Genomic DNA, 24,921 nt, shown 5'->3' on the forward strand with positions numbered 1-24,921 from the left:
ACCCCCCTACCCTATCATCAATTTGGTGCGGTGCAAGTTGGCTGCCGCCTATCTCGTGTTCAGGCGCCACGCAAAACGGCATAAAAAACGCCTCGCCGCGTGCGGCAAGGCGCTGGTATCCGGCCGGCAAACGGTCAGTGGCGGTGCCCTTGCCTGCCATCATGGTCGGAATGGCCCGATTGGTGAGAGTGACCGGCGTGATCCGAATGATCGGCGCAGCAGGCATGGGCGGCGTGGCTGGCCTCGCCGCTTCCGTGATCATGCGGATCGAGGTTCGGGTCGATGGCACCCTTGGTTTTCCATTCCGTCCAGGACTGGCGCACGATCTGCACCGAAGACGTGAGGAAAAGTCCGGCCATCACGCCTGCAACCGCAAGATCCGGCCAGGCCGATGCCGTGCCCCAGACCCCGGTTGCCGCCAGCATCACGACGACATTGCCGATGGCATCATTGCGCGAGCAGAGCCAGACGGAGCGCACATTGGCATCGCCATCCTTGTAATTGACGAGAAGAAGCACGCTGAAGAGGTTCGCGGCAAGCGCCAGGAAACCGATGACGCCCATGACCTCCGCCTCCGGAACGCCGGTCGCAAACACCCGGTAGACGGTGGAGCCGAACACCCAGAGGCCGATGAAGAACAGGCTTGCCCCCTTGGCCGCCGCCGCCATGGTGCGCACCTTCAAGGACGCCCCGATGACGGCGAGCGAAATGCCATAGGTGACGGCATCGGCAAAAAAATCCAGCGCATCGGCCTGCAGCGCCTGCGAGCGGGCCAGATGCCCCGCCGTCATCTCGACGAAGAACATCGCCGCATTGATGACGATGACCGCCCAGAGGCGCCGCCGATAATCGTCGGAAAGCCCCTCGAATGTGCCGTGATGATGGCCGCAGGACGCACTCATGATGTCACCTTTTTGCTTGATCTGGCGTGGTGACACCGTACATAATTGCTCTAGCGACTAGAGGTTCAAGCGGTAATTTTGAAAAAATGCTCTCGATTGGTGATTTGTCCCGACGCACCGGCGTGAAAGTTCCGACCATCCGCTATTACGAGCAGATGGGGCTGATGGCGGCTGCCGAACGTTCCGGCGGCAACCAGCGGCGATATGGCCGCGAGGATCTGGAACGGCTGGCCTTCATCCGCCACGCCCGCGATTTAGGCTTCGAGATCGAGCGCATCCGTGAACTGATTGCGCTCAGCCACCACCCAAAGGACGCCTGCGAGGGCGCCGACCGCATCGCGCTCGCCCACCTCGCCGACGTGCGCGAAAAGATCGACAAGCTGAAAAAGCTGGAACACGAACTGGAACGCATCGTCTCCCACTGCTGCGGCCACACGGTCGAGGACTGTTATGTCATCCGCGCGCTCTCGGATCATGGCCTGTGTGACCACGAGCATTGAGGGGAGCTTGAGCGGCACTCGTCACACCCTGCAAAGGCACGGGCCGGCCGCGTCAGCTACTCTCTTCGAAATGCTGTTGAACCTGTTGCCTCAAGGCAGCGATGGCATCCAGCGCAACAGCCAGATCCATATCCAGCGTCATCGCGGCATACTCTACCTCGCCCGGGTTCTGGCCGAGATGGCTGACAATGCCGCGCAGCTTGCGCCCGATGTCGGCGCCGTAAGCTGCCTCGGCTTTGACGCGCGCTGCCGGCGGAATGTCCCCATGCACGCGGATGAGGCGCCCGAGATCCATCGCATCGCGATAGGCGACCGCCCGATCATAACAACGGTCGGCATTGGCCAGAAGCTTTTCTGTAAACATGTCATCAAGCGACAGGGTCGGAACATGCAGATACGCGTGGCGGCTGCCGGTCAGATCGATGCGCCCTTCGCGGACAATCTCGAACTTCAGCACCAGCCCCTGGCACTCAAGAAGAGCGCGGATCCCGTAGGTATCAGCGACCGGCTCCCGCAAAAGCTGCACCGTGGACGGGAACAGCGCTCCATCTTTTCCCTCAAGAAAGCAACTGCGCAATTGCCGGTAACCGTCACGGTCGGCACAGAGGAAATCGATATCGAGAGAGCGACGATACTCCCCATGCGTCAGCACAATGGCCGTGCCGCCCCCGAACCAGCACCGGCATTCCATCAAGAGGTCATGGTCCAAACCTCGCAAAAGCGACGCGATGACCGTATGCTCGGGGCGTTGAAACTCTGTCACGGGCAACTTTCCGGCAAGCGCCGATGCAGGATGAGGATCAGATCAGCAGGCGGCCATGGCCGAACTCAATCGCCAGTTCGCGGATGAGGCCGCTCTCCCTGTCGGTCAACCGCTGGCGATCAACGAAACGCCAGTTCCTTTCGTAAAGCGAAAAAGCTTCGGCAGCGGGCAGCGGACGCTGCGGATCCCGGCTCCAGGCCAGGAGCTTCAGCTCGGGAAAATCGTCAGGGACAATATGCTGCAAATCCTGTCTCATGACACAAAGCCTATCATCGATGACGGGCAAAGTCAGCACCCCCCTTGACATCCACCCCTTTCCGGCGCATCGATCCTTCCCATGATGATCGTACACGCACCCCTCGCTGCCATGTATTTTTGGGCCTACCGGTAACCGGCGGCTCGACAGATCATTTTGTCAACAAGCCGCCGTCAGGCGGCTTTGTTGTATGAAACGGCACCTGACGGCACCAGATCAAACCTTCAAGGGATGCCGCACATGACCGAAGACAGTGAAATTTCCATCATCCGCGCCGATGTCGTCAATATACGCGCCGCAAAACCGCGCGACCTGCCGGAACTGAATGCCATGATCGCGGCTCTTGCCGCCCATCACGGCGATGCCGCCGCCATGACATCGGAAACGCTGGAGCGCGACCTGTTCGGCCCCGTGCCGTGGATCCAGGCGCTGGTGGCCGATACCGGTTCGGAACTGATCGGATACGCCATTCTCGTGCCGCTCTACCGCGCCCAGGAAGGCAAGCGCGGCATGGACCTGCACCATCTCTTCGTGCGTGATGGCCATCGCGGCCACGGCATCGGCCAGCATCTGGTCAATCGTGCCCGTGATTGCGCAAAGGCGCAGGGCTGCGATTACCTCTCCGTCAGCGCCGCCACCGGCAATTTCGCCGCGCATCGTTTTTACGAGCAGATGGATTTCACCGCCCGCCCGGTCACCGGCATGCGGTTCTTGCAGGCAATAGCCTGACATTTTCCCCTCCATTGCGGGAGAGACGACATGAAACGGGTTGTCATTGCGCTGACGGACGATTTTGCCGATTGGGAATGCGCCCTGCTGATGGCATCGGCGCGCACCTATCTCGGTGTCGAGGTGGTGACCGCAACGCCCGATGGTGCCGCGGTGCGCTCCATGGGCGGATTGACGGTCACCCCGGATCTTGCCTATGCAGCACTTGATGCAGAGGATTTCGATGCGCTGGTCATTTCCGGCGGCATGAGCTGGGAAACCGGGACGGCCCCGGATTTTGCACCGCTTGCCCAGCGGTTTCACGACGCGGGAAAACTCATCGGCGGCATCTGTGCGGCGGCATCCGCCCTTGCCGCAACCGGCCTGCTGAACGACGTTGCCCATACGGGAAATGCGCTTGCCGCCCATCAGGTCTATCCGGCCTATAAGGGCGCTGCCCGTTACCGGGATCAGCCGCAGGCCGTCTGCGATGGTGGGATCGTGACGGCGGCCGGCAGCGCGCCTTTTAGCTTCACCGTCGCAATCCTGAAGGCGCTCGATCTGTGGACGCCGGAAGCGCAGATGGAGCTTTCGCCGTTTTCCGCCGAGCATCATCGGGGCTGAAACGACCGCCTCAGCCGCCCAGCACGCGGCAGGCCTTCACTGGCCCATCCGAAATTTCACCCGCCATGGCGCGACGGATATCGCGGCTGTTGAGGTGAAGGTTTCGGCCGGGGGCCAGTTTCAGCCGCGCGATCTTGGCCATGGCCGCGGCTTCGAAATGCCGGCTTTCGCTGAGGAAAAATTCAAGACAGGCCTGCCGGGAAAGGCTTTCTCCCGGGCCAGAAGGCAAAAGTGCGCGAAAGGCGAGCCGGTGGACAAGGCAGAGACTGCCCTGCCCCGGCACGCCAAACTGCAGGGCATCGAGATCGTCGCGCCAGATTGCGGAGCGATCAGGAGCGCTTTCGCTCACCGCGCCGCCTCGAAACGCTTCATCAGGAGGCCACTCAGAGAACCGAGAAGCGCCCAGAACACGAGGCTCGTCAGCGTCGCTGCCACGATGAACTGGCGTTCCAGCCCAAGCGGGGCAAGCGCATGTTCGCCGTCTGGCGGCAGCGGTGCGCCGATGAGATGCGGTGCCGCAATCAGCGCAATGGCGGCGACAGCGGAAAACCCGTCACGGCGAAATGCCAGAAGCGCGATACCGAGTGCGGTGGCAAAGGCCGTCGACAGCCACCAGATCTGGCGCGCGCCGAGATCGCCGGCGGGAGAACCCGGCAGTTCCGGCGGCAGCCCCACCATTGGCGCCAGCATGACAGAGGCAAACCCTGCAAGGCCGAAGAAAAGGCCCGTGCGCCAATCGATGGTTTTGGCAAACCCGCCCTGAATAGCGACAGACAGAAGCCCGCAGAGCACCAGCGCATAACCGATGGCCGTCAGGATATTGGCGGCTGCCGTATAGGAGAGCCGTTCCAGCCCATCGGCCGGCGCCCAGCCGTCTCCGTGGTCATGGCCCCCGTGGTCATGGCCTTCCTGACCGTGACCATCGGCATGTTCATGTGGCGCCGTTCCGGCGGCATGGACGTGGGAGGCAGGGTTTTCTGTAGCGGCCGGCACGGCAACGGGTGCTGCTGCCGCTTGCGCGTGGTCATGGCCGGCGGCACCTGCGTTTTCATAGGTTTCGGCAGACAGAATGAGCGGCGTGGTGCCAACCATCTGCATCAGCGAGACGGCAATACCGCTCACAATCCCCACCACAACGGCGGAGAAGACAATGGATCTGAACATGAAGATAACCTTATCCCGTGCGGGCAAAGCGCCTATGAACCGGACGATGTCCGGCAAGCGCGATACCCGATTTAAACGTGGCTGAACGACCTGGTACTTTTCAGATGGAGCGCGCGTTAGTGGCAGGGAAAGGCGTTGGCGTGGCGCGTATCGTGGGCAGCGTTGTGCACGGCTTCCGCATGGGAAAAACCGACGAAGCCGACGATGAACAGGCCAAGTGCGACCGCAAAAACGGCCTGGAGCATGGATGTGGATTTCGCCGAAGTGCCGGCGGTGGATGTTTGGATCGACATGCAAAAACCCCTCGTTGCATATGCGTTGACGACAGGTGCGGCGGCAGGTCTCCTGGCTCGCGGGTCGCTGTTCAAGGACCAGACCTTCCCGGTTTCCCAGTGGCCAAAACAGTCGATGAACTCACCGCTCACAGTTGCGGGGGCAGCCACGAATGAGGCACTTCTCTCGATGCCCTATCGTGTTCCCTTTTCATCCCGACAGATCTTTCATCCGGCAGGAACCGTCACACGCTCTTCTTGTGGCCCGCCACCGGGGGCCTGTCAATACGCGTCGCAACCCTGGGGTTTCCGAGTTTTGCGGATGTACCGCGATTATTCCCCTGCTCAGCGGGAAGGAACCGCCTTCAGATAGGCCGCAATTGCCTCCAGATCGCTTTTGGGCAGGTGCGAAAGGTTCTGTTGCACCTCCACCATGGAGCCGCCGGCACTGTCGAATTCAGGGGTGAAGCCGGTTTCGAGATAATTGGCGATATCGCCCTCGCTCCAGCTGCCGATGGCCTTTCCGCCGGGGGTGATGTTGGGAATACGCCCCTCGCCTTCCGGGTTCGGCCCGCCTGCCAGCCACTGTCCACTTTCAAAGCCGCCGAGCGCATTGCGCGGCGTATGGCATTCGCCGCAATGGCCGGGCCCTTCCACGAGATATTGCCCGCGCTTGACGGCATCGCTCGGGTTGTCGAGCGCAACGCGCGGGTCTGCACTGAAAAACAGCAGCTTCCAGCCGCCGAGCGTCACGCGTTGGTTGAAGGGGAAACCGAGTTCATGCGGCGGCGCAACATTGCGGCTTGCCGGCAGCGTCTTCAGGTAACCGAAGAGATCGTTCACATCCTTTGGCGTCAATCGCGCGTAGGAACTGTAGGGGAAAGACGGATAAAGATGTTCACCCTCGGGGCCAACGCCCCGCGTCATCGCATCGCCAAACTGCGCCAGCGTCCAGCGGCCGATGCCAGCCTCTGGATCGGGTGAGATATTGGGGACGTGGAACGTGCCGAAGGCCGTTGGCAACGCGCGACCGCCCGACAGGACTTTCTGGTCTTCGCCCTTGGCATCTTTCGGCGCATGGCAGCTGACGCAGCCGCCGGCCCAGAACAGGTGTTCGCCGTTTGCCACATCCGCCGCGCCGAGCCCTGCCCAATAGTCTGCCGGATGTGGTGCGGGCCGCGTCAGCGCATAAGCTGCCGCGCCGCCCGCCACGACGGCAAAGACACCCGCCAGTGCGATTTTGGCCCATGTCGATGCCATGGCCGCTCCCCGTTCATGTTCTTAAAAACCCGAATGCCCAAAAAACCGCCGCCCGACAGGGTGCCGGGCGGCGATCATAAAAGGCTGCGCTTAGCGCTTCAGACGATAGGCCTGGTGACAGGTGCCGCAATCGGCGCCCAGCGTCTGCATGGCCTGCCCCACGGCTGCCTGATCGGCGGGCATGGAGGCCAGAACCGTTTCGGCATCGGTGGAAAGCTTCATGGACTTGGCCTTGAAGTCATCCATGTTCTGCCAGATGGCCGGCGACGCCGCCGTTTCCATGCCCGTTTCGGAACCGGCCGGAAAATGGTTGGGGAAATCCTTGGCGGACGCGCTGATCGTTGAAAGCGCCGTCTTCACGGTGGCTGCGTCATAAGGCTTCTGGCCCTTGGCGATGGCGCCAAGTTCACCCATGGAGCCGCCGATCTTCTTCATCAGCGCCTGACGCTCGGCCTGCGGCTCGCCGGCGGCAAACACCACGCCGGCGCCAAGACAGAGGGCCATCACGGCCGTGGATACCCGTTTCAAATTCATGCTCATTCTCCCCTTGTCGCAGGCCATGGAGGCACCGCACGCTGCTATGTCGGCGCCATGATTACATCGTATGCATTTGAGAGAAATGACATTTTTCTGCTCACACAGAGATGTGAACACCTGCGGCAAAAGGCAGCGAAGGGCCTGTCCTGCCCCGCGTGTCTTCAGCCTACGCGGCCGACTGACCGATGGCCCGCATCCCGGCGTTGATGGTGGCACCGGTAATGGTAGCGCGTGACAGATGCCGGCTTTCCTCGCGCCCGTAGCCGGTAATGGCAAGGTGGTCGGCATGAACATCCACGACGGCAAAGGCGCTCTGGCGTTCGGTATCCACCATGCCACGAAAGTTGACGAACCAGCAGGAACCGGCCTTTGCCACGCCGCCCGCATGATAATGCCCGCAGAGATAGGCAATCACCTGCGGCGAGGACGACAGCAGATCGGCAAGCGCGCCGCTATCCCAAAGATTATGATCGCCTGCCGGATAAAGCGGAAAATGCCCCATGACGATGACCGGCCGGCCCGAAGCTTCCGCAGCCTTCAGCTCTCTGGCGATCCAGTTGAACTGGCGGTCGGAGATGCCGCCGTTCCAGTCCATGGCATTGATCGCGCCCGGCTGCGCAGGCCATCCAGCCGGGCCTTTGCCTCGGCATGCCGCTCGGCATCACCCGCCGTTGCAAACAGGCTTTCCTCGCAGCCATCGATGACAAGGAAACGGATGCCGGCGCGGGTAAAGGCATAATAGGGTGCGGGCATGCCGAGCCGATCAAACACATGCGCAATCTTCTCCGGTGCGACGAGAAAATCATGATTGCCCGGCAGGAACAGGCATTCGTGGCGCGAGCGGCCAAAAATCTCGAGCGGCGCATCAAAGCTTGCAAAATCGCGGTCGATGAGGTCGCCCAGCGTCATCACGAAAGACAGATCCTCCCCCTCGAATGTGGCGATCGCTTCGGCAAGCTTGCCAAGGCTGTTTCGAAAATGCCGGTCGAGACCCGTGTTGGGCTCGAGATCGGCATATTGCGGGTCGGCGATCACGCCGAAGCGGAGGAGCGGCTGATTTGGCATGATTTTGCCAATAGCGGCATGGCGTGACAGGGGAATGACAGGGGAGCGGGCTGTGGATGGACGGCGGCGGTGGCGCGGATAGCAGTGGGCGGCGGGTGGCAGCGCGAGTGGCCCCCTCATCCGCCTGCCGGCACCTTCTCCCCGCTGGGGAGAAGGGAGAAGGAGGCACCGCCTTCACCAGTCTCTCGCCGCAAGACGAATGATGAGGCGGCACAACGCTGCGGCATGTCCCTTCTTCCCTCGGGGAGAAGGAACATGTGGCCAGCGCTTCGGTTCAATCTCCCTTCTCCCCTCGGGGAGAAGGTGGCGGCAGCCGGATGAGGGGGCGGCAACCACCGACGCTTCGGCATAGTAGCCCCAAAGGCGGCAGCGACCAGAACTGCCGGACAGTCGCCCCCAGCCTAAAAACCACACGCGCCGCCGGACAACCACCCAAAACACAAAAACGCCCGGCGGGAAAACCCGCCGGGCGTTCAACTTTCAAACCTTTTCCGAGCAGCTTACTTGGAAGCGGCTTCGTACATTTCCAGCACGTAATCCCAGTTGATCAGGCTGTCGACGAAAGCTTCGAGATATTTTGGACGGGCGTTGCGGTAGTCGATGTAGTAGGAATGTTCCCACACGTCGACGCCGAGGATCGGGGCGGCACCGTGAACCAGCGGGTTCTCGCCATTCGGGGTTTTCGAGATGACGAGCTTGCCGTCCTTGACCGAAAGCCAGGCCCAGCCGGAGCCGAACTGCGTGGTGCCGGCAGCGATGAAATCGGACTTGAACTTGTCGTAACCGCCGAGATCGCTGTCGATGGCTGCCTGCAGCTTGCCGGGCAGATTGTTGCCGCCGCCGTCCTTCTTCATCCACTTCCAGAAATGGATGTGGTTGTAGTGCTGGGCAGCATTGTTGAAGAGGCCGGCATGGGTGCCGAACGACTTCTTGACGACTTCCTCGACCGACAGATCGCCAAAGCCTGCTTCAGCAGCCAGCTTGTTGCCGTTGTCGACATAGGCCTTGTGGTGCTTGTCGTGGTGATATTCGAGCGTTTCCGCCGACATGTAGGGGGAAAGCGAATCGTAGGCGTAGGGAAGTTCCGGAAGTTCAAAAGCCATGATCTTACTCCTTTTCGGCAAAACAGCGGTCTGAGTGGTGATCGGGAACATAGGTGCGCGCGCCACAAGAGGCAACGGGCCGGAGCGCAATTTTAAACGCGCTCGTGTGTCCTGTCGCTAACGTTTCAGATCGTGTTTGGTTTGCCCGGCGCATGCGATTTTTTGCGCGCGCCGGGTTTGGACGACGGGCGAAGGCCGCAAGACCCCGCCCCTTGGCAAAGACAAACTCAGGCGGCCGCGCGGGCCCAGTCCATATAAAGCTGCAGCGCCTTGCGGGCGACCGGGCCTTCCTGGAATTCCTGGCTTTCCAGCCGGTTGACCGGCACGATCTTGGAATAGTTGCCGGTGGTGAAAATCTCGTCGGCGGCCATGAAATCATCGACCGTTAACGTGCATTCGCGCACCTCAACACCGGCGCCGCGCAACAGGTTGATGATACGCGAACGGGTGATGCCGGCCAGAAACGTGCCATTGGCAACCGGCGTCATCACCACGCCATCCTTTGCAAGGAAGATGTTGGAGGATGCGGTTTCGGCGACGTTGCCGTTCATGTCGCGCGCCAGCGCATTGTCGAAACCGCGGCCGCGCGCCTCGATGATCATGCGGCCGCTATTGGGATAAAGGCTGCCGGTCTTGGCGCCGGTCATCGCCACTTCCGGGTTGGGGCGGCGATAGGGCGAAACGGTGAGCGAAGACGGCTTTGCCGTGTGCATCGGTGCTTCGAACAGGCAAAGTGCAAAACGGGTCGATTCCGGATCAGGTGCGACAACCGAATAAGGCAGACCGTGTTCGGCCCAATACATCGGCTTGATGTAGATGGCGGTCTTGCCGTCGAATTTCTTCACGCCCTCCAGCGCCAGCGCCTCGATGGCCTTGGCTTCCATGACAGGCATCATGCCCATGTTGGTGGCGGAGCGGTTGACGCGCTCGCAATGCAGGTCGAGATCGGGAGACATGCCGTCGAACCAGCGGGCGCCGTCAAACACAGTCGAACCCAGCCACATCGCATGCGAGGTGGGGCCGATGAGCGGCGGATTGCCGGGCACCCAATCGCCATCGACAAAGGTGAAGGTGGCGCTGCGGGGGGTGGTATCGACAGGCATGGTATTCTCCTTGAACGCACGAATTTGGCGGGAATGAAGTCCCGCGCCGACGGCAAGGTCAAGGATTTTTTAAAGGGGCAGAGAGGATCGAAAGAATATTGCTCGCGAGCAGCCGGCAGCTATCCATGCCGTACGAGAGCAAGCAACGGCATAGATGAAATCATCACCGAAAGTGATGGCGCCAGGAACGCTCGCCCTCACGGCCGCTGCTGCGCCGGCGCCGGCAGAAGCGGCGCATCCTGCCGCGGCATCGTCGTATTCGAGTGGTTCTGCACCACGTCCCGTTCGATCAGCGGAATACAAAGGACGATGGCGATCAAGACCGCCAACCATACAATACACCAGGAAATCCTCATCAGCCCTCATGCTCTCTCATTGATGCCACCCTAGCCCCCTCATGCGGCATAAATTCGATGGCACCCTCGGAATTCCCGGAACAAAGCTGCCCCGATCCGCGTCTTTGGCACGAACCGCCGGTCTATTCACAGCAGCTTCGGAACACATCATGACATGCTTTCCCGCAAAGGGAACATCCGATCCGGCAGAGGCGAAAGCAATATTTGCCGCTCAGAGCCTTGTCGTGGAGACCGAAACCTGCTGGCGCATCGCGCATGCCGACAGGTTTTCGGTGATCGTTGATGCCGCCGATTTTTTCCGCCACGCCAAGGACATGATGATGCAGGCGCGCCGCTCCATCATGCTGATCGGCTGGGATTTTGATACGCGCATCCGCCTCGTGCCGGGCGAGGATACAAGCGAGCACCCGGACAAGCTCGGCCGCGTGTTCGAGCATCTGGCGCGAAAGAATCCGGACCTGCAGATCCGCATCCTCAAATGGGATGTCGGGCTTGTCCATTCGATCACGCGTGGTGAAACGCCGCTGCACATGTTGCGCTGGCTGTTTTCAAAACGCATCCACCTGAAGCTCGACCGCGCCCACCCTGCCCTTGCCGCCCATCATATGAAGCTCTTGATCATCGACGATACCGTGGCCTTCTGCGGTGGCATCGACATGACCGTCGGGCGCTGGGATACGCGGGACCATCGACAAGAGGATCCGAACCGGCTGTCGCCCTATGGCCACGCCGAACCGCCATGGCATGATGCGACAAGCTGTTTTTCCGGCCCTGCCGCCAAGGCGCTGGGTGACCTTGCGCGCGAGCGCTGGCAGATGGCAACCGGCCAGATGCTGGAACCGGTTCCCATCAACGAGGGTCTCTGGCCCAAAGACCTGCCGGCCGATTTCGAGGGCATAGACATCGGCATTTCCCGCACGGCCCCGGAATATGCCGACCATGAGCAGGTGGTGGAAATCGAGACGGCCACGCTTGCCATTATCGCGGCGGCCCGGCGCACGCTTTATATCGAAAGCCAGTATTTTGCCTCGCGCCGCATCGCAGAAGCCATGGCAAAGCGGCTGCAGGAACCGGATGGCCCGGAAATCGTCATCATCAACCCGATGGGCGCCAGCGGCTGGCTGGAGGAAAAGACGATGGATACGGCCCGCGCCCGGCTGCTGAAGCTGGTCAGGAAGGCCGACCACAACAACCGGTTCCGCATTTTCTATCCGGTCAATCACGCCGGCAAGGAAATCTATGTTCATGCCAAGATCATGATTGCCGATGACCGCATCCTGAAGCTCGGATCCGCCAATCTCAACAACCGCTCCATGGGTTATGACACCGAATGCGACATTCTGGTGGAAGCCCCCCGGAGCGGGAGTGACGAAAGCCTGACCCTTCTCACCCGTCGTAACGATCTTCTGGCAGAACATCTGGGACAGACCATCGAAACCATCGAGGAAACGCTGGAACGACATGGCGGATCTCTGGTGAAGACCATCGAAGCGCTTAATGCACCAGACGGCGGGCGGGGTCTGCGCCCCATCGAGGAGCGCGAAATGGGGATCGATGACGAGTGGGTGGCCGAATCCGATCTGGTCGATCCCGAGCGCCCGGCCGGGCTGCGTTACCGGACATCAGCCTTTCTGCGCAACCGTTTCGGCCGCCGGCTGTTTGGACGGCATAGCGAAAAGCCGATTGCCGACGCAAAAGATTGATCCCCCTTTCGCGCCGCAGCAGATTTTTGCCAAGGACAAGAGCCCAATGGACGCACGGACGCGCGACGACAGGACAACACCCGCAGCCGTTTCAGGCCACCATTCGGGGAGCCAAAATTCGGGGAACCACCAATCTTCCGGACGGGAACCGGAAAGCCTGACCGACGTGCTGGATGCCATTGCAAACCTCGCGAACGAGAAGGATGCAGTCAGCATTCACGACGTGCGCGAACAGATCGGCGAGCGCAGTTTCGGGCCGTTCCTGCTGGTGCCGGCGCTGATCGAGATCAGCCCGATCGGTGGTATTCCCGGCCTGCCCACGGTGCTTGCCGTGGTCATCGGGCTGTTTGCCGTGCAGATCCTCATCGGTCGAAAACATCTCTGGTTGCCGCAATTTGCCGAGCGCCGCACCATCGGCGCGCAAAAGCTGGCCAAGGCGATGGACACGCTGCGGCCGGTGGCGCGCTTTACCGACAGGCTGTTCAAGCCGCGGCTAAAATGGCTGACGAAACCGCCATGGCTGCAGGGCATGGCAGCGCTTTGCATCGCGCTCTGCTTCACCGTGCCGCCGCTTGAACTGGTGCCCTTTGCGAGCACCGCCCCGATGGGGACGATTGCGCTTTTCGGCCTGTCGCTGACGGCCCGCGATGGCCTGATCGCCAGCATTGCCGCCCTCACATCGCTCGGCGCGATCTACCTCGTCTATAGCGTGCTTGCCGGCGGGCTGATCGGCGGCTGAGGCCGCTTATGGCCCGACGCGACCGTGTTCGGCCAGAAAATCGAGAAGCGCGCGCACCCGCGACGGCAGTGGGCCGCCTTGGCCGACATAAACCGCGTAAAACGCCTCGCGATGACCGGGATCAAAATCTTCAAGCAGCGGCACGAGGCGGCCGGCGGTGATATCATCGGCCACCGCAAAGGCACCCATGCGGGCAATACCGACGCCTGCAAGCGCCAGCTGGCGCATGCCCTCGCCATCGTTCACCTGCACGGCACCGGCTGGAACAATGGAAAAATCCTCGCCATCCACTTTGAAATTCCACTCGCGAATGCTCCGCGTATAGGAAAACCTGAGCAGCGAATGGTGGACAAGGTCTGCCGGATGGCGCGGCGTGCCGGATCGTTTCAGATAGGCCGGGGAGGCTACGACCCGAAGCGGCGTCTCGCCAAGCTTGCGCGCCACAAGGCTCGACGCCTTTAAGGGCCCGGTGCGCACGGCCACATCCGCATGATCCGCCAGAAGATCAATCACCGCATCGGTCTGGGCAATATCCAGCGTGACGCCCGGATAAAGCGCCAGAAATTGCGGCAGCAGGCGATTGAGCACATGCGTGCAATAGACCGAACTGCTGTTTAACCGGATACGCCCGACCGCTTCCACGGCAGCACCTGCCGCCCGCTCCGCATCCTCGATACTGGCAAGAATGGCGGTGGCGCGATCAAAGAAATCGCGCCCCTCCGGCGTCAGCCGAAACTGCCGGGTGGAGCGAGACACAAGGCGGGCGCCGAGCCGCTTTTCGAGCCGCGTGACGAGCTTGCTCACTGCCGACGGCGTCATCGACAGGCGTCGCGCGGCGGCGGAAAAACCTTGCGCCTCCACCACCGCCACAAACACTTCCATTTCGCCGGAACGGTTGATCTCGGATCGGGCCATGGTGAAACCATTTCACAACTGATGTTCTCAAGCGCAGCCTAGTTCACAGTGAGCGGGCCGTCTATCTCTTTGGCAGATCTTCGGCACCGGCAATTTCTGCCAGCGCCTGCACCAAACCCTGTTCCACCTTTGGAAGACGCCCATGCCCCTTGCACTTTTTGCCCTGACGATCGCGGCCTATGCGATCGGCACCACCGAATTCGTCATCGTCGGCCTGTTGCCGACGGTTGCTTCCGATCTTCAAATCACCCTGCCGCTCGCCGGCATGATCGTGTCCATCTACGCGCTCGGCGTCACTTTTGGTGCGCCGGTGCTGACGGCGCTGTCTGGCCGCATTGCGCGAAAGCCGCTGCTGCTTGGCCTGATGTCGCTGTTCATCCTCGGCAATCTCGTAGCCGCGTTTGCTTCCGGTTACGGCATGCTGCTTGTCGGGCGCGTGCTGTCGGCCTTTGCCCATGGCGTATTCTTTTCCGTCGGCGCCACGATTGCCGCAGACCTTGTGCCGGAAAACCGCCGCGCCTCGGCCATTGCCCTGATGTTCATGGGGTTGACGGTTGCCATCGTCACCGGCGTTCCGCTGGGCACGCTGATTGGCCAGAATTTTGGCTGGCGCGCGACGTTTCTGGCCGTCTCCGGACTCGGCGTCATCGCCTTTGCAGGTATTCTCGCCCTTCTGCCGTCAAAGCTGTCGAAGGCGGCACCGGCAAGCCTTCTCGAGCAGGTGCGCGCGCTGGGCTCCGGCCGGTTGCTTCTCGTTTATGCCATGACCGCCTTCGGTTATGGCGGCACCTTCGTTACCTTCACCTATCTCGCCGTCATGCTGCAGGAGGTGACGGGATTTTCAGCGGGAAGTGTCAGCCTCGTGCTTGTGCTCTACGGGCTTGCCATCGCATTCGGCAACCTTGCCGGCGGGCGCATTGCCGGCCGCAATCCGGTGAAGGCGCTGGCCGTTCTGTTTGCGCTTCAGGCGCTGGTGCTTGGCCTCTTCACCGTCACAGCCCCTTATGCGGTGCCGGCGCTCGTCACGCTTGGGGCCCTTGGCTTCCTCTCCTTTGCCAGTGTGCCGGGCCTTCAGCTTTACGTCGTCCAGCTTGCCCGCCGTCATCGCCCCGGCGCGGTCGACGTGGCGTCTGCCCTCAACATCGCCGCCTTCAATCTCGGCATTGCCGGTGGTGCGTGGATCGGCGGGCTGGTGGTCGCCTCGCCGCTCGGCCTTGGTGCCACGCCGCTGGTTGGCGCCGTGCTGGTCGCCATCGCCTGCGGTCTGACGCTTCTGAGCGGCGGGCTGGACCGTGCCACAGAGGCAGCAACGCCGGCCCGCGCCGCCTGACCTCTCGCTTAACCATTCCATCAACAAAGGATCCTGTCATGGAATACCGCAATCTCGGCAAATCCGGCCTGAAAGTGCCGGTCTTGAGCTTTGGCGCCGGCACTTTCGGCGGTTCCGGCCCGCTGTTTGGCGCCTGGGGCAGCACGGATGTGGAGGAGGCAAGCCGCCTCGTCGACATCTGCCTGGAGGCCGGCGTCACCCTGTTCGATACCGCCGACGTCTATTCCGACGGCGCCTCCGAAGAGGTGCTTGGCAAGGCGATCAAGGGCCGGCGGGACCGCGTGCTGGTCTCCACCAAGGCCGGCTTGCCGACAGGCTCCGGCCCCAACGACTGGGGCACCTCGCGCGCCCGCCTCATCGCAAGCGTCGATGCGGCACTCAATCGGCTCGGCACCGACTATATCGATATTTTTCAGCTGCACGCGCACGATGCCTCGACGCCGGTCGAGGAGGTTCTCTCGACGCTCGACCTCTTGGTGAAGGCGGGCAAGCTGCGCTATATCGGCGTCTCCAACTTTTCCGGCTGGCAAATCATGAAATCACTGGCTGCCGCCGAGCGCCACGGCTGGACGCGTTATGTGGCGCACCAGGTCTATTATTCGCTCGCAGGGCGCGATTACGAATGGGACCTGATGCCGCTGGGCCATGACCAGGGGCTCGGCGCACTGGTCTGGAGCCCGCTTGCCTGGGGCCGCCTCACCGGAAAGATCGGCCGCGCCAAGCCGCTGCCTACAGGCAGCCGCCTGCATGAAACGGCGCAGTTCGGCCCGCCCGTCGAGGACGAATACCTGTACCGCGTCATCGACGCGCTGGAGGAAATTGCAGCGGAAGTGGAAAAAACCGTGCCGCAGGTGGCCATCAACTGGCTGACGCAGCGGCCAACCGTCTCCTCCGTCATCATCGGCGCCCGCAACGAGGAACAGTTGCGCCAGAACCTCGGCTCGATTGGCTGGCAGTTGACGGCAGAGCAGATCTTAAAGCTCGATGCCGCAAGCGCGGTCACAGCGCCTTACCCGCATTTTCCCTATCGCCGGCAGGAAGGTTTTGCCCGCCTTGATCCGCCGCTTGCCGGCTGAGGCGGGTTGAACTGCGCCCATTCCAGCCCATCTACAAAAGACACCCTTCATGGCGCATGCGCGCCGATCCACAATCTCAAAGGGAGCATTTCATGCATTCAGTCACCGCCAATGGCGCCCAGATTCCAGCGCTGGGCTTTGGCACCTTCCGCATGCCGGGCGCCGACATCCTGCGCGTTCTGCCAAAGGCGCTCGAGCTTGGCTTTCGCCATGTCGATACCGCCCAGATCTATGGCAACGAAGCGGAAGTGGGACAGGCGATTTCAGGCTCCGGCATTGCCCGCACCGATATCTTTCTCACCACCAAGGTTTGGGTCGACAAGTACGCCAAGGCCGATTTTGCAGCCTCCGTCGACGAGAGCCTCAAAAAGCTGAAGACCGATTATGTCGACCTTCTGCTTCTCCACTGGCCACAGAGCGACGTGCCGCTTGGCGAGCGGATGGACAGCCTGAACGCTGTCCATAAGGCCGGCAAGGTCCGCAATATCGGCATTTCCAACTTCAACATCGCGATGATGGAGGAAGCGGCAAAGCTTTCGGACGCGCCAATTGCCACCAATCAGGTGGAATTCCACCCCTATCTCGATCAGTCGAAACTGCTTGAGGCAGCGCGGGCCAAGGGCATTTCGCTGACCGCCTATTACCTGATGGCCGATGGCAAGGTGCCGAATGATCCGCTTTTGAAGGAGATCGGCGCCCGCCATGGCAAGACGGCAGCCCAGGTGACACTCAGATGGGCCGTGCAGCAGGACGGCGTGATTGCGCTTTCCAAGACGGCCACCGAAAGCCGCCTTGCCGAAAACTACGACATTTTCGACTTCGAACTCTCCGACGAGGAGATGGCGGCGATCAAGGGACTGGCACGGCCGGATGGCCGTATCGTCAACCCCGGCCACCTTCGTCCGCCGCACTGGGATTGATGTTTTTTTGGAAAACTTCTTCACGCGGCCGATGCGCCGCGTGGAGAAACCTCAATGCAGGAACATGTAGGCTGCGTAAACCACGATCAGCACGCCGGCCACCACACCTGAAATCAGCGACAGGCGTTTTTCGATGAAGTGGCGCATCTCCTCGCCATAGCTGTTGAGCAGCCAGGCCAGCGCGAAAAAGCGGGCGCCGCGGGCGACGATCGCCGAGAGGATGAACAGGCCGAGGTTGAAATTGGCAACGCCCGAGAGGATCGTCACCACCTTGATGGGCGGCAGATGCGCAAGGCCTGAGGTGACCAGCAGGATGAGGATGGTCTTCCAGTCCACCGAATGCGCCAGCCCCTCAAAGGTGTCGAGCTTGCCATAAAAGGTCAGCACCGGGCGGGCGATGGCCTCAAAGGCATAATGGCCGATGGTCCAGCCGAGAATGCCGCCAAGCACCGAGGCGATGGTGGCAATCGTCGCGTAAAAATACGCCCGGCGTGGGCGCGCCAGCACCATGGGCACAAAGAGCACATCGGCGGGGACCAGGAAAAAAGAACTTTCAACAAAGGCGATGATGCCAAGCCACCAGGCGGCGGCTTTTCGCGCGGCAAGCGCCATGGTCCAGGCGTAGAGATTACGAAGCATGCGGAAAACATCCTTTGGCATGTTCAAAAAATGCCGCAGCAGCGCTTGGGATCAATCAACCGGCGGCGGTTCGTCATCAAAACAGTGTGGCCACGGTTACCTCCCGCACCTGTCAGGCGCAAGACACCACGGTAAATACCGCCCGACGATTGAATGCACGGCTGGCCCCAAAATCCCTTCTGCCCAACCAGGGCTATTACAGATGAAGAAAGTCCCCTCCCAAACCCTCCCCACAAGGGGGAGGGCTTAACCCAGCCGCGCCGTCTGATGCAGGAACAGCGCGCTTGCCACGTCGGTTCTCCCCCCTTGTGGGGGAGATGCCCGGCAGGGCAGAGAGGGTCTTATCTGAAATGCAATAACTCTGCCCTTGTGGGCGGGGCGAGAGGGGACTTGTCTGATATGCCATTGCCCTGCCCCCAAAGGAGAGGGCAAGCCGCCTCCCCTTACCGGCTGCCGCTTTCAACCAGCATCGTCTTCAGCGTCGCAAGGCTGTCGCGAAGCTCATCCACCTGGGCACGCGTGCAGCCGGTGGCCTCACCGATCGCCGCCGTCACGCCGGCGGCGTCGCGTTGCAGCAGGCGGCCCTTTTCGGTGAGCATGATGATCACCTGCCGTTCGTCCTTTTCGGCACGGGTGCGGGTCACGAGGCCGGCCTGTTCCAGCCGTTTCAGAAGCGGCGACAGCGTGCCGGAATCCAGATCCAGCGCCTCGCCCAGCCCCTTGACCGGCTGGCCATCCTTTTCCCAGAGGCTGATCATGACGAGGTATTGCGGATAGGTCAGCCCCAGCGGCTCAAGTAGCGGCTTGTAGGCGCGCGAAAAGGCATGCGATGCGCCGTAAAGGGCAAAGCACAACATTTGCTGCAGGCGGATCTGCTCGCTGTTTTCGCTCACATCGCTCATTTTCTTCAAGCCTTTCCGCAGTTTTCCGGCCTTTATCGGCGGCTACCCCTGACATTGCCGCGCCCTGCCCTAACTTTCCTATTGTCGCAGGCTTGACGTGGGACTTCAATGCGCATAATTATATTGTGCGCAATTCAATTACACACAATAAATAGAACCCGACGTCAGGGCAAGCCTGACACCAACCAAGGAGACGATCATGGCTATCCTCTACACGACCAAGGCATCCGCAACTGGTGGCCGCGCCGGCCGCGCCGTATCCGAAAACGGCGTGCTTGACGTGACGCTGACGGTTCCGAAGGAACTCGGCGGCGATGGCGCCACCGGCACCAACCCCGAGCAGCTGTTTGCCGCCGGTTATTCCGCCTGCTTCCTCGGCGCGCTGAAGAACGTGGCCGGCAAGGAAAAGGTAAAGGTTCCGGAAGACACCAAGGTCACCGCCTCGGTTGGCATCGGCCCGCGCGAAGACGGCACCGGTTTTGGCATCGAAGTGTCGCTCGTTGTCGACATCCCCGGCATGGACAAGGCACAGGCCGAAGACCTGATCGCCAAGGCCCATATCGTATGCCCCTACAGCCACGCCATGCGCACCTCGACCGAAGTGCCGGTCTCGGCTGCCTGATCCGAACGTTCAGCTGACATTGGAAAGGGTCGCGTCCGCGCGGCCCTTTCTTGCATTTTGAGGTTTTTTCCCTATAGTCTTTCTAAGGAAAGAAGGTGGCCCATGCAGAACCACAGCCTGATGCGCGAGCCGGAAGTGCCCGTTCGCCAGACATCTCCGGCAGATGCCGCCGTTGTCGGCAAGGCTGCGGTGCGCGCGGCAGAGCGTCTTGGTCTCAACGGCCGGCGGCTCGGCGCCATTCTTGGCCTGTCGGAAGCCTCGATTTCGCGGCTGAAGCGGCAGGACCTTGCGTTGCAACCGACAGACAAGGCCTTTGAGCTGGCGCTTCTGTTCATCCGCCTGTTCCGGTCGCTCGATGCGGTCACCGGCGGCGACGAGGCGACCGCACGCGCCTGGATGGTAAACCACAACACGGCGCTCGACGGCGTGCCCGCCGACAAGATCCTCACCATATCGGGGCTGATCGATGCTCTCGCCTATCTGGACGCCCGACGCGCTCTCGTCTGAAAAGACCGGTATCCACGGACATTTCTGGCGTCTGGTGGAGGCACAGCATCAGGTGTCCACGATGAAGCTTGTCGATACCGCCGACGAGCAATCGCGCCTTGAAGACTTGCTGGAGGAAACCAAGCCGGCCTTCCCGAGCCAAGCGCGGGGGCTTGATTATCTGCTGGCCACGCCCTTCCGTTACGGTGCGCTTTATCCGACCGGTTCGCGCTTTCGCCGCGCCGGAAAAACCTTGGGCGTGTTTTACGCCGCCGCCACGCTTCAGACGGCCGTGGCGGAAATGGCCTTTTACCGGCTGCTGTTTTACGCCGAATCTCCCGCGACGCCACTGCCGGCCAATGCCAGCGACTACACGGCGTTCGCGGCCCGCATCGACACGGAAAACGGCATCGATCTCACGCTGCCGCCGCTTTCGGCAGATGGAAAAACCTTCGAGCATCCCACGGATTACGCCGCCTGCCAGACGTTTGCCGATGTCGCGCGGGCCGCCGGGCTGGACGCCATCCTCTACCGCTCGGTGCGTGACCCCAAAGGCGGGCAGAACCTTGCGCTTCTCGATGCACGCGGCTTTGGCGCCCGCGAACCGGTGCAGCGGCAGGCGTTGCGCATGCACCTTTCGGCCGGCCACGTGCAGGCGCTCTGCGATTTTCCGCGTCAGCGATTTGGTTTTGATCTCACCGATTTTCGCGCCGATCCGCGTATCGCCGCCCGCTTTTCCTGACGCCGCTCACCGGATCTTTGCAAGATCTGCGCGCAGCCGCTGCGAGCCACCCTCGCCCAGCCCCTCATCCACCACGCCATGCGTTGCAGTCCAGATCGGCACGGCTTCGGCAAGCAGCGAAATGCCCTCCGGCGTCAATGTCAAAAGCCGGCTGCGGGCGTCCTTGGGGTCGGCGATCACCTCGATCAGGCCGCGCCTCTGCAGCGGCTTCAGCGCCGCCGTCAGCGTCGTGCGGTCCATGTCGAGAAGGGTCGCGACCGAACCCATCGGCGCCGGCTGCGGCCGGTTGAGAGACATCATCAGCGAAAACTGGCCGTTGGTGAGACCCAGCGGGCGAAGCGCGGCATCGAATTTTCGCGCCAGTGCGCGGGCGGCGCGCTGCACATGCAGGCAAAGGCAGGTGTCGCGAACATGAAGGGTTGTCGAAAAAGGAATCACTGCGGGGTTTGACATAACTGATTTATGTTGATATCAACCCAATTGTCAAGACGAGCCACACATGATTGCCGGGAGGGCGATATGGAGCATGCCGTAGTCTCGAAGGAAGAATGGCTGGAGGCGCGCAAGGCGCTTCTGCTGCGGGAAAAAGAGGTGACGCGGTTTCGCGACACCGTAAACCGCGAGCGCCTGGCGCTGCCCTGGGTCAAAATCGACAAGGACTACCGGTTCGATACGCCCACGGGCCAAAAATCGCTCAGCGACCTGTTTGACGGCCGCAGCCAGCTGATCGTCTACCACTTCATGTTCGGTCCCGATTGGGATGCCGGCTGCACCGGCTGCTCCTTCTTTGCCGATCATCTGGATGGCACGCTTGTGCATCTCAACCATCACGACGTGACGCTGACCTGCGCCTCGCGCGCGCCGCTTCAAAAGATCGAGGCCTACAGGCGCCGCATGGGCTGGCACTTCCCCTGGGTCTCTTCCTTCGGCAGCGATTTCAACTTTGATTTCGGCGTGTCCTTCACCAAGGAGCAGCTTGCGAACGGTTCCGTCTTCTACAATTACCGGGAAACGCCGAGCGCCAAGGCGCATGACGAACTGCCCGGCAGTTCCAGCTTCTACCGCAACGACAAGGGCGAGATCTTTCACACCTATTCGAGTTATGCCCGCGGTGGCGAGGAAGGGTTGGGCACGCTGATGATGCTCGATCAGGCACCTTTGGGGCGCAACGAAAGTTCAACGATGAATTTCGTCAAGCGCCACGATGAATACGAGCCCGCCCCCGTTTTCATTCCCCCCGCCAGCTGCTGCCAGTGACACGAGAAGGAATTGTCATGCCCTCCAAAACCCATGGGAAATTCATCTGGTGCGAGCTGATGACCAGCGACACCGAGGCCGCCACACGCTTCTACAAAGCCGTGACCGGCTGGACGGTGGTGGAGATGCCGATGTCGGATCCGCCCGGAGCGGATGAGATGCGTTACCACATCTTCAACACGAATGGGGGCGCGGAACCCTGTGGCGTGGCCGGCATGATGGATATTCCAGCCGAGATGAAAGGCCAGGTGCCGCCGAACTGGACGGGTTATGTCGCCGTGGATGACGTCGATGCGATGACGCAGCGTTTTGCCGAAGAAGGCGGCGCCATCATGCGCGCGCCGGAGGATATTCCTGATATCGGACGTTTTTCCGTGGTGGCCGATCCGCACGGCGCCGTTCTTTGCCTGATGACGCCGGCACCGATGGACAATGCCCCGCCCGAACCGCACCCGGGCTCCCCCGGCACCATCGGCTGGTATGAACTGTTTGCCAATGATGGAGAGGAAGCGCTGGCCTTTTACGGAAAAATGTTCGGCTGGACGCTGGACCATGCGGTGGATATGGGCGCGATGGGGCAATACCTGATCTTTGCCCATCACGGCACCGCCATCGGCGGCATGATGACACGGCCGCCGCAGGTGCCCGTCGCCCACTGGGGCTATTACATCACTGTTGCCGCCATGACGCCGGCCGTTGCCGCCATCACGCAAGGCGGCGGCACGGTGATCAATGGCCCGATGCCGGTTCCCGGCGGAAGCGTCATCGTCAACGCGCAGGATCCGCAGGGCGCCTATTTTTCGCTGGTCTCCACCGCCGCCTGATGGTTTTGGTAAAAGGTGGCGGCTGAAGACCTTCAGCCGTCCATCGCCGCTCGCGTGGGCTTCAGCCGCACCCCCCGCGCCGCAAGAAACGCCAGAAGCGACAGACAGCCGGCGCCACCCCAGAGCAGCAGCACATCCGGATGCGGGCCTAAGCCGGCCAGCCGCTGGGGAATGGCAAAACCGCTGCTGAGGCCGGCCATGACGCTGCCGCCCATCACATAACCGCTCGTTTCAAGCGAGGGTAGAAGCGAGGCCGTCGTCATGCGATGCTCGGGGGCGGCATCCTCGATGACGGCCTGGCTGGTGCTGGCAAACACCATGGCAAAGGCTGCCCCGTTCAACATCTGGCCCGCAAGCACCAGCGGCAGGAAGGTCTGATAAAGACCTGTTCCGACACAGGCGACACCAGCGAGTTGCAAGAGCGGTCCGACCCGCAGGATCTTTTCGCGCCATGCCTCCTTCTCCACGCTGCCGACGGGGATGGCAACCACGCTCCAGGTGAGCGACAGCGTGATCAGCACCAGCCCGACGCGAACCGGCGCAAGACCGATGATATGATGCAGGCTATAGGCGAGGAAAACGGTGGAAACGCTTTGCGCTGCCGTCATCAGAAACAGCAGCCAGCTGCCGCGCCCGACGGTGGAGGAAACCGAAAAGAATCTTGGCGGCAGGAGCCGGAACGAACGCCTGCCGGTCCTCGACGCCTTTGCCTGCGTCGTGGCAGGTGCAGCCGACGCTTCGCCCGCCTCCTGCCGCAGCGCCTGTGGCAGAACAACAAAGAACAGCACAAGGCAGGGCAGGCTGACGGCAAGGGCCGCCCGCCAGCCGAAAAATTCCACCGTCAGCCCGCCGGCAAACGGCCCGAGCACGGCTGCCACCGCCCAGACCATGGCTTCCACGGCAAACACCTTTGGCACCAGATGTTTTGGAAAAAGATCGCTGATCAGGCTGTAGCAGAGCGCCACGATCCAGCCATCCGCCAGCCCCTGCAGCGCCCGCCCGAGGATGAGCAGCCCGGCATTGGGCGCCAGAACCTGCGCCAGAATGCCGACGCAATAGAGCACGCCCGCCAGCATGAGCCCGCGCATGGCGCCAAAGCGGCGCCGAAGCGGCGAGGCGGAAAGCCCGCCGGCAATCACTAGGGTAAAAAACACCGCATAAACATAAGGCAGGAGAACGACGCCGTTCAGCCCTTCCAGCGCGAGCGGCAGAACCGGGGCGATTGCCACCTCGTTGAAGGCATGCAGGCCGATGCCCACCGAAAGCGCCGCAAGACGCATTCCATAAGGGGCCGCCAGAAGCGCACGCCAGCCGGCCACCGGCCCCTCGGCTTCGACCTCTTTCACCGCCGCCGTCTTGGCAAGCCCTTTCTTGGCAGGCCCGGCCGCTGAGGCCACGGCACGCCTTGCGGCACCCTCCCCTTCGCACGGAACGCCCGGGTCCAATCCGTCGGTACTGCCCTCACCTGATGCCTGTTGCATGCCCTGTCCGATCCTTTTCGGTTTACGTGTCGGACAAAGCCTGTAAGACCTCAAGTGCAGTTGAGGTCAAGAGAGGAAACGCCGCCATGACGCTATCACGGGAGATGTCGGTGGGCGAGATTGCGCGGCGCAGCGGCGTTGCCGTTTCGGCCCTGCATTTTTACGAGGCGGAAGGCCTGATCCGGGCGAGCCGCACCGCTGCCGGCCATCGGCGTTATGGTCGCGATGTGCTGAGGCGCATCGCCATCATCCGCGTTGCCCAATCCGCCGGCCTGACGCTGCAGGATATTTCGCAGGCCTTCTCAACACTGCCGGAGGGGCGCACGCCAACCGCCCGCCACTGGCAAAAGCTGTCGGCCAGCTGGCATGAGGCGCTGAACACCCGCATCGACCAGTTGACCCGCCTGCGCGACAATCTGGCCGGCTGCATCGGCTGCGGCTGCCTGTCGCTCGATCAGTGTCCCCTGCGCAATGGCGAGGACCGCTTGTCGCAAAAGGGCGCCGGCGCGCATCTGCTGACCGGGCGGCAGGACTGAGCAGGCGGATTGAGCGTGCGGCTGTTCTTCACCCAGATCTTGTCCCCGATCTTGCCCCCATTTTGCCGATGACTTGCTTTGACTTGCCCAGCCCCACCAAGAGACTGACGCTCTTCCTTCCCCGGCAGAAACGCCC

At 61.8% G+C, this 24,921-nt stretch carries 30 protein-coding genes, 1 pseudogene and 1 riboswitch; of the genes and pseudogenes, 14 read left to right on the forward strand and 17 right to left on the reverse strand.

Features of this window, described 5'->3' with window-relative positions; genetic code table 11:
• Positions 1 to 134: 134 nt before the first annotated feature.
• Complete coding sequence (locus AC4CWH_RS11255) at positions 135 to 902, reverse strand: cation efflux transmembrane domain-containing protein (protein ID WP_491318800.1); 768 nt, start codon at positions 900 to 902, stop codon at positions 135 to 137.
• Positions 903 to 988: 86 nt separating this feature from the next.
• Here AC4CWH_RS11255 and AC4CWH_RS11260 point away from each other — a divergent pair, with 86 nt between their 5' ends.
• On the forward strand, positions 989 to 1,402 hold the full coding sequence (locus tag AC4CWH_RS11260; protein WP_491318801.1) for a MerR family transcriptional regulator: 414 nt from the start codon (positions 989 to 991) through the stop codon (positions 1,400 to 1,402).
• A gap of 52 nt (positions 1,403 to 1,454) precedes the next feature.
• Here the strand turns inward: AC4CWH_RS11260 and AC4CWH_RS11265 are convergent, their stop codons facing one another.
• Together AC4CWH_RS11265 and AC4CWH_RS11270 are read right to left on the reverse strand one after the other, a co-directional pair.
• A complete protein-coding gene (locus tag AC4CWH_RS11265) occupies positions 1,455 to 2,165 on the reverse strand; it encodes a nucleotidyl transferase AbiEii/AbiGii toxin family protein (RefSeq protein ID WP_491318802.1) in 711 nt (236 codons plus the stop codon).
• 37 nt (positions 2,166 to 2,202) lie between these two features.
• Positions 2,203 to 2,409, reverse strand: coding sequence for a hypothetical protein (locus tag AC4CWH_RS11270; protein WP_491318803.1), 207 nt, complete (start codon positions 2,407 to 2,409; stop codon positions 2,203 to 2,205).
• 168 nt (positions 2,410 to 2,577) lie between these two features.
• Here AC4CWH_RS11270 and AC4CWH_RS11275 point away from each other — a divergent pair, with 168 nt between their 5' ends.
• Positions 2,578 to 3,150, forward strand: coding sequence for a GNAT family N-acetyltransferase (locus AC4CWH_RS11275; protein WP_491318804.1), 573 nt, complete (start codon positions 2,578 to 2,580; stop codon positions 3,148 to 3,150).
• Positions 3,151 to 3,180: 30 nt separating this feature from the next.
• Entirely contained in the window at positions 3,181 to 3,753 is a 573-nt protein-coding gene (locus AC4CWH_RS11280) for a DJ-1/PfpI family protein (RefSeq protein WP_491318805.1), read from the forward strand.
• Between the two features lie 10 nt (positions 3,754 to 3,763).
• Here AC4CWH_RS11280 and AC4CWH_RS11285 read toward each other — a convergent pair whose 3' ends face one another.
• From AC4CWH_RS11285 to AC4CWH_RS11325, 9 genes and pseudogenes are all read right to left on the reverse strand, one after another.
• Complete coding sequence (locus AC4CWH_RS11285; RefSeq protein WP_491318806.1) at positions 3,764 to 4,102, reverse strand: hypothetical protein; 339 nt, start codon at positions 4,100 to 4,102, stop codon at positions 3,764 to 3,766.
• Positions 4,099 to 4,923 carry a CbtA family protein gene (locus AC4CWH_RS11290; RefSeq protein ID WP_491321415.1) on the reverse strand — a complete coding sequence of 275 codons (825 nt, stop codon included), beginning with the start codon at positions 4,921 to 4,923 and terminating at the stop codon, positions 4,099 to 4,101. The genes AC4CWH_RS11285 and AC4CWH_RS11290 overlap by 4 nt, the downstream gene beginning before the upstream one ends.
• A 110-nt stretch (positions 4,924 to 5,033) precedes the next feature.
• Complete coding sequence (locus AC4CWH_RS11295) at positions 5,034 to 5,210, reverse strand: CbtB domain-containing protein (protein ID WP_491282118.1); 177 nt, start codon at positions 5,208 to 5,210, stop codon at positions 5,034 to 5,036.
• 25 nt (positions 5,211 to 5,235) lie between these two features.
• A riboswitch (cobalamin riboswitch) is annotated at positions 5,236 to 5,451 on the reverse strand.
• 83 nt (positions 5,452 to 5,534) lie between these two features.
• Positions 5,535 to 6,449, reverse strand: coding sequence for a c-type cytochrome (locus tag AC4CWH_RS11300; protein ID WP_491318807.1), 915 nt, complete (start codon positions 6,447 to 6,449; stop codon positions 5,535 to 5,537).
• Positions 6,450 to 6,539: 90 nt separating this feature from the next.
• Entirely contained in the window at positions 6,540 to 6,983 is a 444-nt protein-coding gene (locus AC4CWH_RS11305; RefSeq protein WP_491318808.1) for a c-type cytochrome, read from the reverse strand.
• Between the two features lie 169 nt (positions 6,984 to 7,152).
• Positions 7,153 to 8,051: pseudogene (locus AC4CWH_RS11310) on the reverse strand (metallophosphoesterase).
• A gap of 500 nt (positions 8,052 to 8,551) precedes the next feature.
• On the reverse strand, positions 8,552 to 9,154 hold the full coding sequence (locus AC4CWH_RS11315) for a superoxide dismutase (RefSeq protein ID WP_491318809.1): 603 nt from the start codon (positions 9,152 to 9,154) through the stop codon (positions 8,552 to 8,554).
• A gap of 227 nt (positions 9,155 to 9,381) precedes the next feature.
• Entirely contained in the window at positions 9,382 to 10,257 is an 876-nt protein-coding gene (locus AC4CWH_RS11320; protein ID WP_491318810.1) for a branched-chain amino acid aminotransferase, read from the reverse strand.
• Positions 10,258 to 10,454: 197 nt separating this feature from the next.
• Complete coding sequence (locus AC4CWH_RS11325; protein ID WP_491282124.1) at positions 10,455 to 10,577, reverse strand: hypothetical protein; 123 nt, start codon at positions 10,575 to 10,577, stop codon at positions 10,455 to 10,457.
• Between the two features lie 185 nt (positions 10,578 to 10,762).
• On the opposite strand from AC4CWH_RS11325, the gene AC4CWH_RS11330 reads away from it, so the two are divergent.
• A complete protein-coding gene (locus AC4CWH_RS11330) occupies positions 10,763 to 12,316 on the forward strand; it encodes a phospholipase D-like domain-containing protein (protein ID WP_491318811.1) in 1,554 nt (517 codons plus the stop codon).
• Between the two features lie 46 nt (positions 12,317 to 12,362).
• Positions 12,363 to 13,055 carry an exopolysaccharide biosynthesis protein gene (locus AC4CWH_RS11335; RefSeq protein WP_491318812.1) on the forward strand — a complete coding sequence of 231 codons (693 nt, stop codon included), beginning with the start codon at positions 12,363 to 12,365 and terminating at the stop codon, positions 13,053 to 13,055.
• A 6-nt stretch (positions 13,056 to 13,061) separates the two neighbouring features.
• On the opposite strand, the gene AC4CWH_RS11340 is transcribed toward AC4CWH_RS11335, so the two are convergent.
• The gene (locus tag AC4CWH_RS11340) at positions 13,062 to 13,970 is read right to left on the reverse strand and encodes a LysR family transcriptional regulator (RefSeq protein WP_491318813.1); all 909 of its coding nucleotides are present in this window, start codon (positions 13,968 to 13,970) and stop codon (positions 13,062 to 13,064) included.
• Positions 13,971 to 14,112: 142 nt separating this feature from the next.
• Here AC4CWH_RS11340 and AC4CWH_RS11345 point away from each other — a divergent pair, with 142 nt between their 5' ends.
• From AC4CWH_RS11345 to AC4CWH_RS11355, 3 genes are all read left to right on the forward strand, one after another.
• Entirely contained in the window at positions 14,113 to 15,300 is a 1,188-nt protein-coding gene (locus AC4CWH_RS11345) for an MFS transporter (protein ID WP_491318814.1), read from the forward strand.
• Between the two features lie 38 nt (positions 15,301 to 15,338).
• Positions 15,339 to 16,376, forward strand: a complete 1,038-nt coding sequence (locus AC4CWH_RS11350) for an aldo/keto reductase (RefSeq protein ID WP_491318815.1) — start codon at positions 15,339 to 15,341, stop codon at positions 16,374 to 16,376.
• A 92-nt stretch (positions 16,377 to 16,468) separates the two neighbouring features.
• Positions 16,469 to 17,296, forward strand: coding sequence for an aldo/keto reductase (locus tag AC4CWH_RS11355; protein WP_491318816.1), 828 nt, complete (start codon positions 16,469 to 16,471; stop codon positions 17,294 to 17,296).
• A 51-nt stretch (positions 17,297 to 17,347) separates the two neighbouring features.
• Here AC4CWH_RS11355 and AC4CWH_RS11360 read toward each other — a convergent pair whose 3' ends face one another.
• Entirely contained in the window at positions 17,348 to 17,935 is a 588-nt protein-coding gene (locus AC4CWH_RS11360; RefSeq protein ID WP_491318817.1) for a YqaA family protein, read from the reverse strand.
• Between the two features lie 443 nt (positions 17,936 to 18,378).
• On the reverse strand, positions 18,379 to 18,837 hold the full coding sequence (locus AC4CWH_RS11365) for a MarR family winged helix-turn-helix transcriptional regulator (RefSeq protein ID WP_491282132.1): 459 nt from the start codon (positions 18,835 to 18,837) through the stop codon (positions 18,379 to 18,381).
• A gap of 199 nt (positions 18,838 to 19,036) precedes the next feature.
• Between AC4CWH_RS11365 and AC4CWH_RS11370 the strand changes: the two genes are divergently transcribed.
• The 3 genes from AC4CWH_RS11370 (at position 19,037) to AC4CWH_RS11380 (ending at position 20,687) form a co-directional block, all read left to right on the forward strand.
• Complete coding sequence (locus tag AC4CWH_RS11370; protein WP_491282133.1) at positions 19,037 to 19,459, forward strand: organic hydroperoxide resistance protein; 423 nt, start codon at positions 19,037 to 19,039, stop codon at positions 19,457 to 19,459.
• 102 nt (positions 19,460 to 19,561) lie between these two features.
• Positions 19,562 to 19,966: an antitoxin Xre-like helix-turn-helix domain-containing protein gene (locus tag AC4CWH_RS11375; RefSeq protein WP_491318818.1), complete on the forward strand. Its 405-nt coding sequence runs from the start codon at positions 19,562 to 19,564 to the stop codon at positions 19,964 to 19,966.
• Positions 19,926 to 20,687, forward strand: a complete 762-nt coding sequence (locus AC4CWH_RS11380) for an RES family NAD+ phosphorylase (RefSeq protein WP_491318819.1) — start codon at positions 19,926 to 19,928, stop codon at positions 20,685 to 20,687. The genes AC4CWH_RS11375 and AC4CWH_RS11380 overlap by 41 nt, the downstream gene beginning before the upstream one ends.
• Positions 20,688 to 20,693: 6 nt before the next feature.
• Here the strand turns inward: AC4CWH_RS11380 and AC4CWH_RS11385 are convergent, their stop codons facing one another.
• Positions 20,694 to 21,140 (reverse strand): MarR family winged helix-turn-helix transcriptional regulator, encoded by a 447-nt coding sequence (locus tag AC4CWH_RS11385; protein WP_491318820.1) that lies wholly within the window; start codon positions 21,138 to 21,140, stop codon positions 20,694 to 20,696.
• A 66-nt stretch (positions 21,141 to 21,206) separates the two neighbouring features.
• On the opposite strand from AC4CWH_RS11385, the gene AC4CWH_RS11390 reads away from it, so the two are divergent.
• Both AC4CWH_RS11390 and AC4CWH_RS11395 read left to right on the forward strand, forming a co-directional pair.
• Positions 21,207 to 21,944 carry a DUF899 domain-containing protein gene (locus tag AC4CWH_RS11390; RefSeq protein WP_491318821.1) on the forward strand — a complete coding sequence of 246 codons (738 nt, stop codon included), beginning with the start codon at positions 21,207 to 21,209 and terminating at the stop codon, positions 21,942 to 21,944.
• 17 nt (positions 21,945 to 21,961) lie between these two features.
• Positions 21,962 to 22,768: a VOC family protein gene (locus AC4CWH_RS11395; protein ID WP_491318822.1), complete on the forward strand. Its 807-nt coding sequence runs from the start codon at positions 21,962 to 21,964 to the stop codon at positions 22,766 to 22,768.
• Between the two features lie 32 nt (positions 22,769 to 22,800).
• Here the strand turns inward: AC4CWH_RS11395 and AC4CWH_RS11400 are convergent, their stop codons facing one another.
• Positions 22,801 to 24,249 carry an MFS transporter gene (locus AC4CWH_RS11400; protein WP_491318823.1) on the reverse strand — a complete coding sequence of 483 codons (1,449 nt, stop codon included), beginning with the start codon at positions 24,247 to 24,249 and terminating at the stop codon, positions 22,801 to 22,803.
• Positions 24,250 to 24,335: 86 nt separating this feature from the next.
• Between AC4CWH_RS11400 and soxR the strand changes: the two genes are divergently transcribed.
• Positions 24,336 to 24,785 (forward strand): redox-sensitive transcriptional activator SoxR, encoded by a 450-nt coding sequence (gene soxR, locus AC4CWH_RS11405; protein ID WP_491318824.1) that lies wholly within the window; start codon positions 24,336 to 24,338, stop codon positions 24,783 to 24,785.
• The last annotated feature ends 136 nt before the right edge of the window (positions 24,786 to 24,921 follow it).

The sequence above is a fragment of the Neorhizobium sp. PAMB6716 genome, from assembly GCF_058242805.1.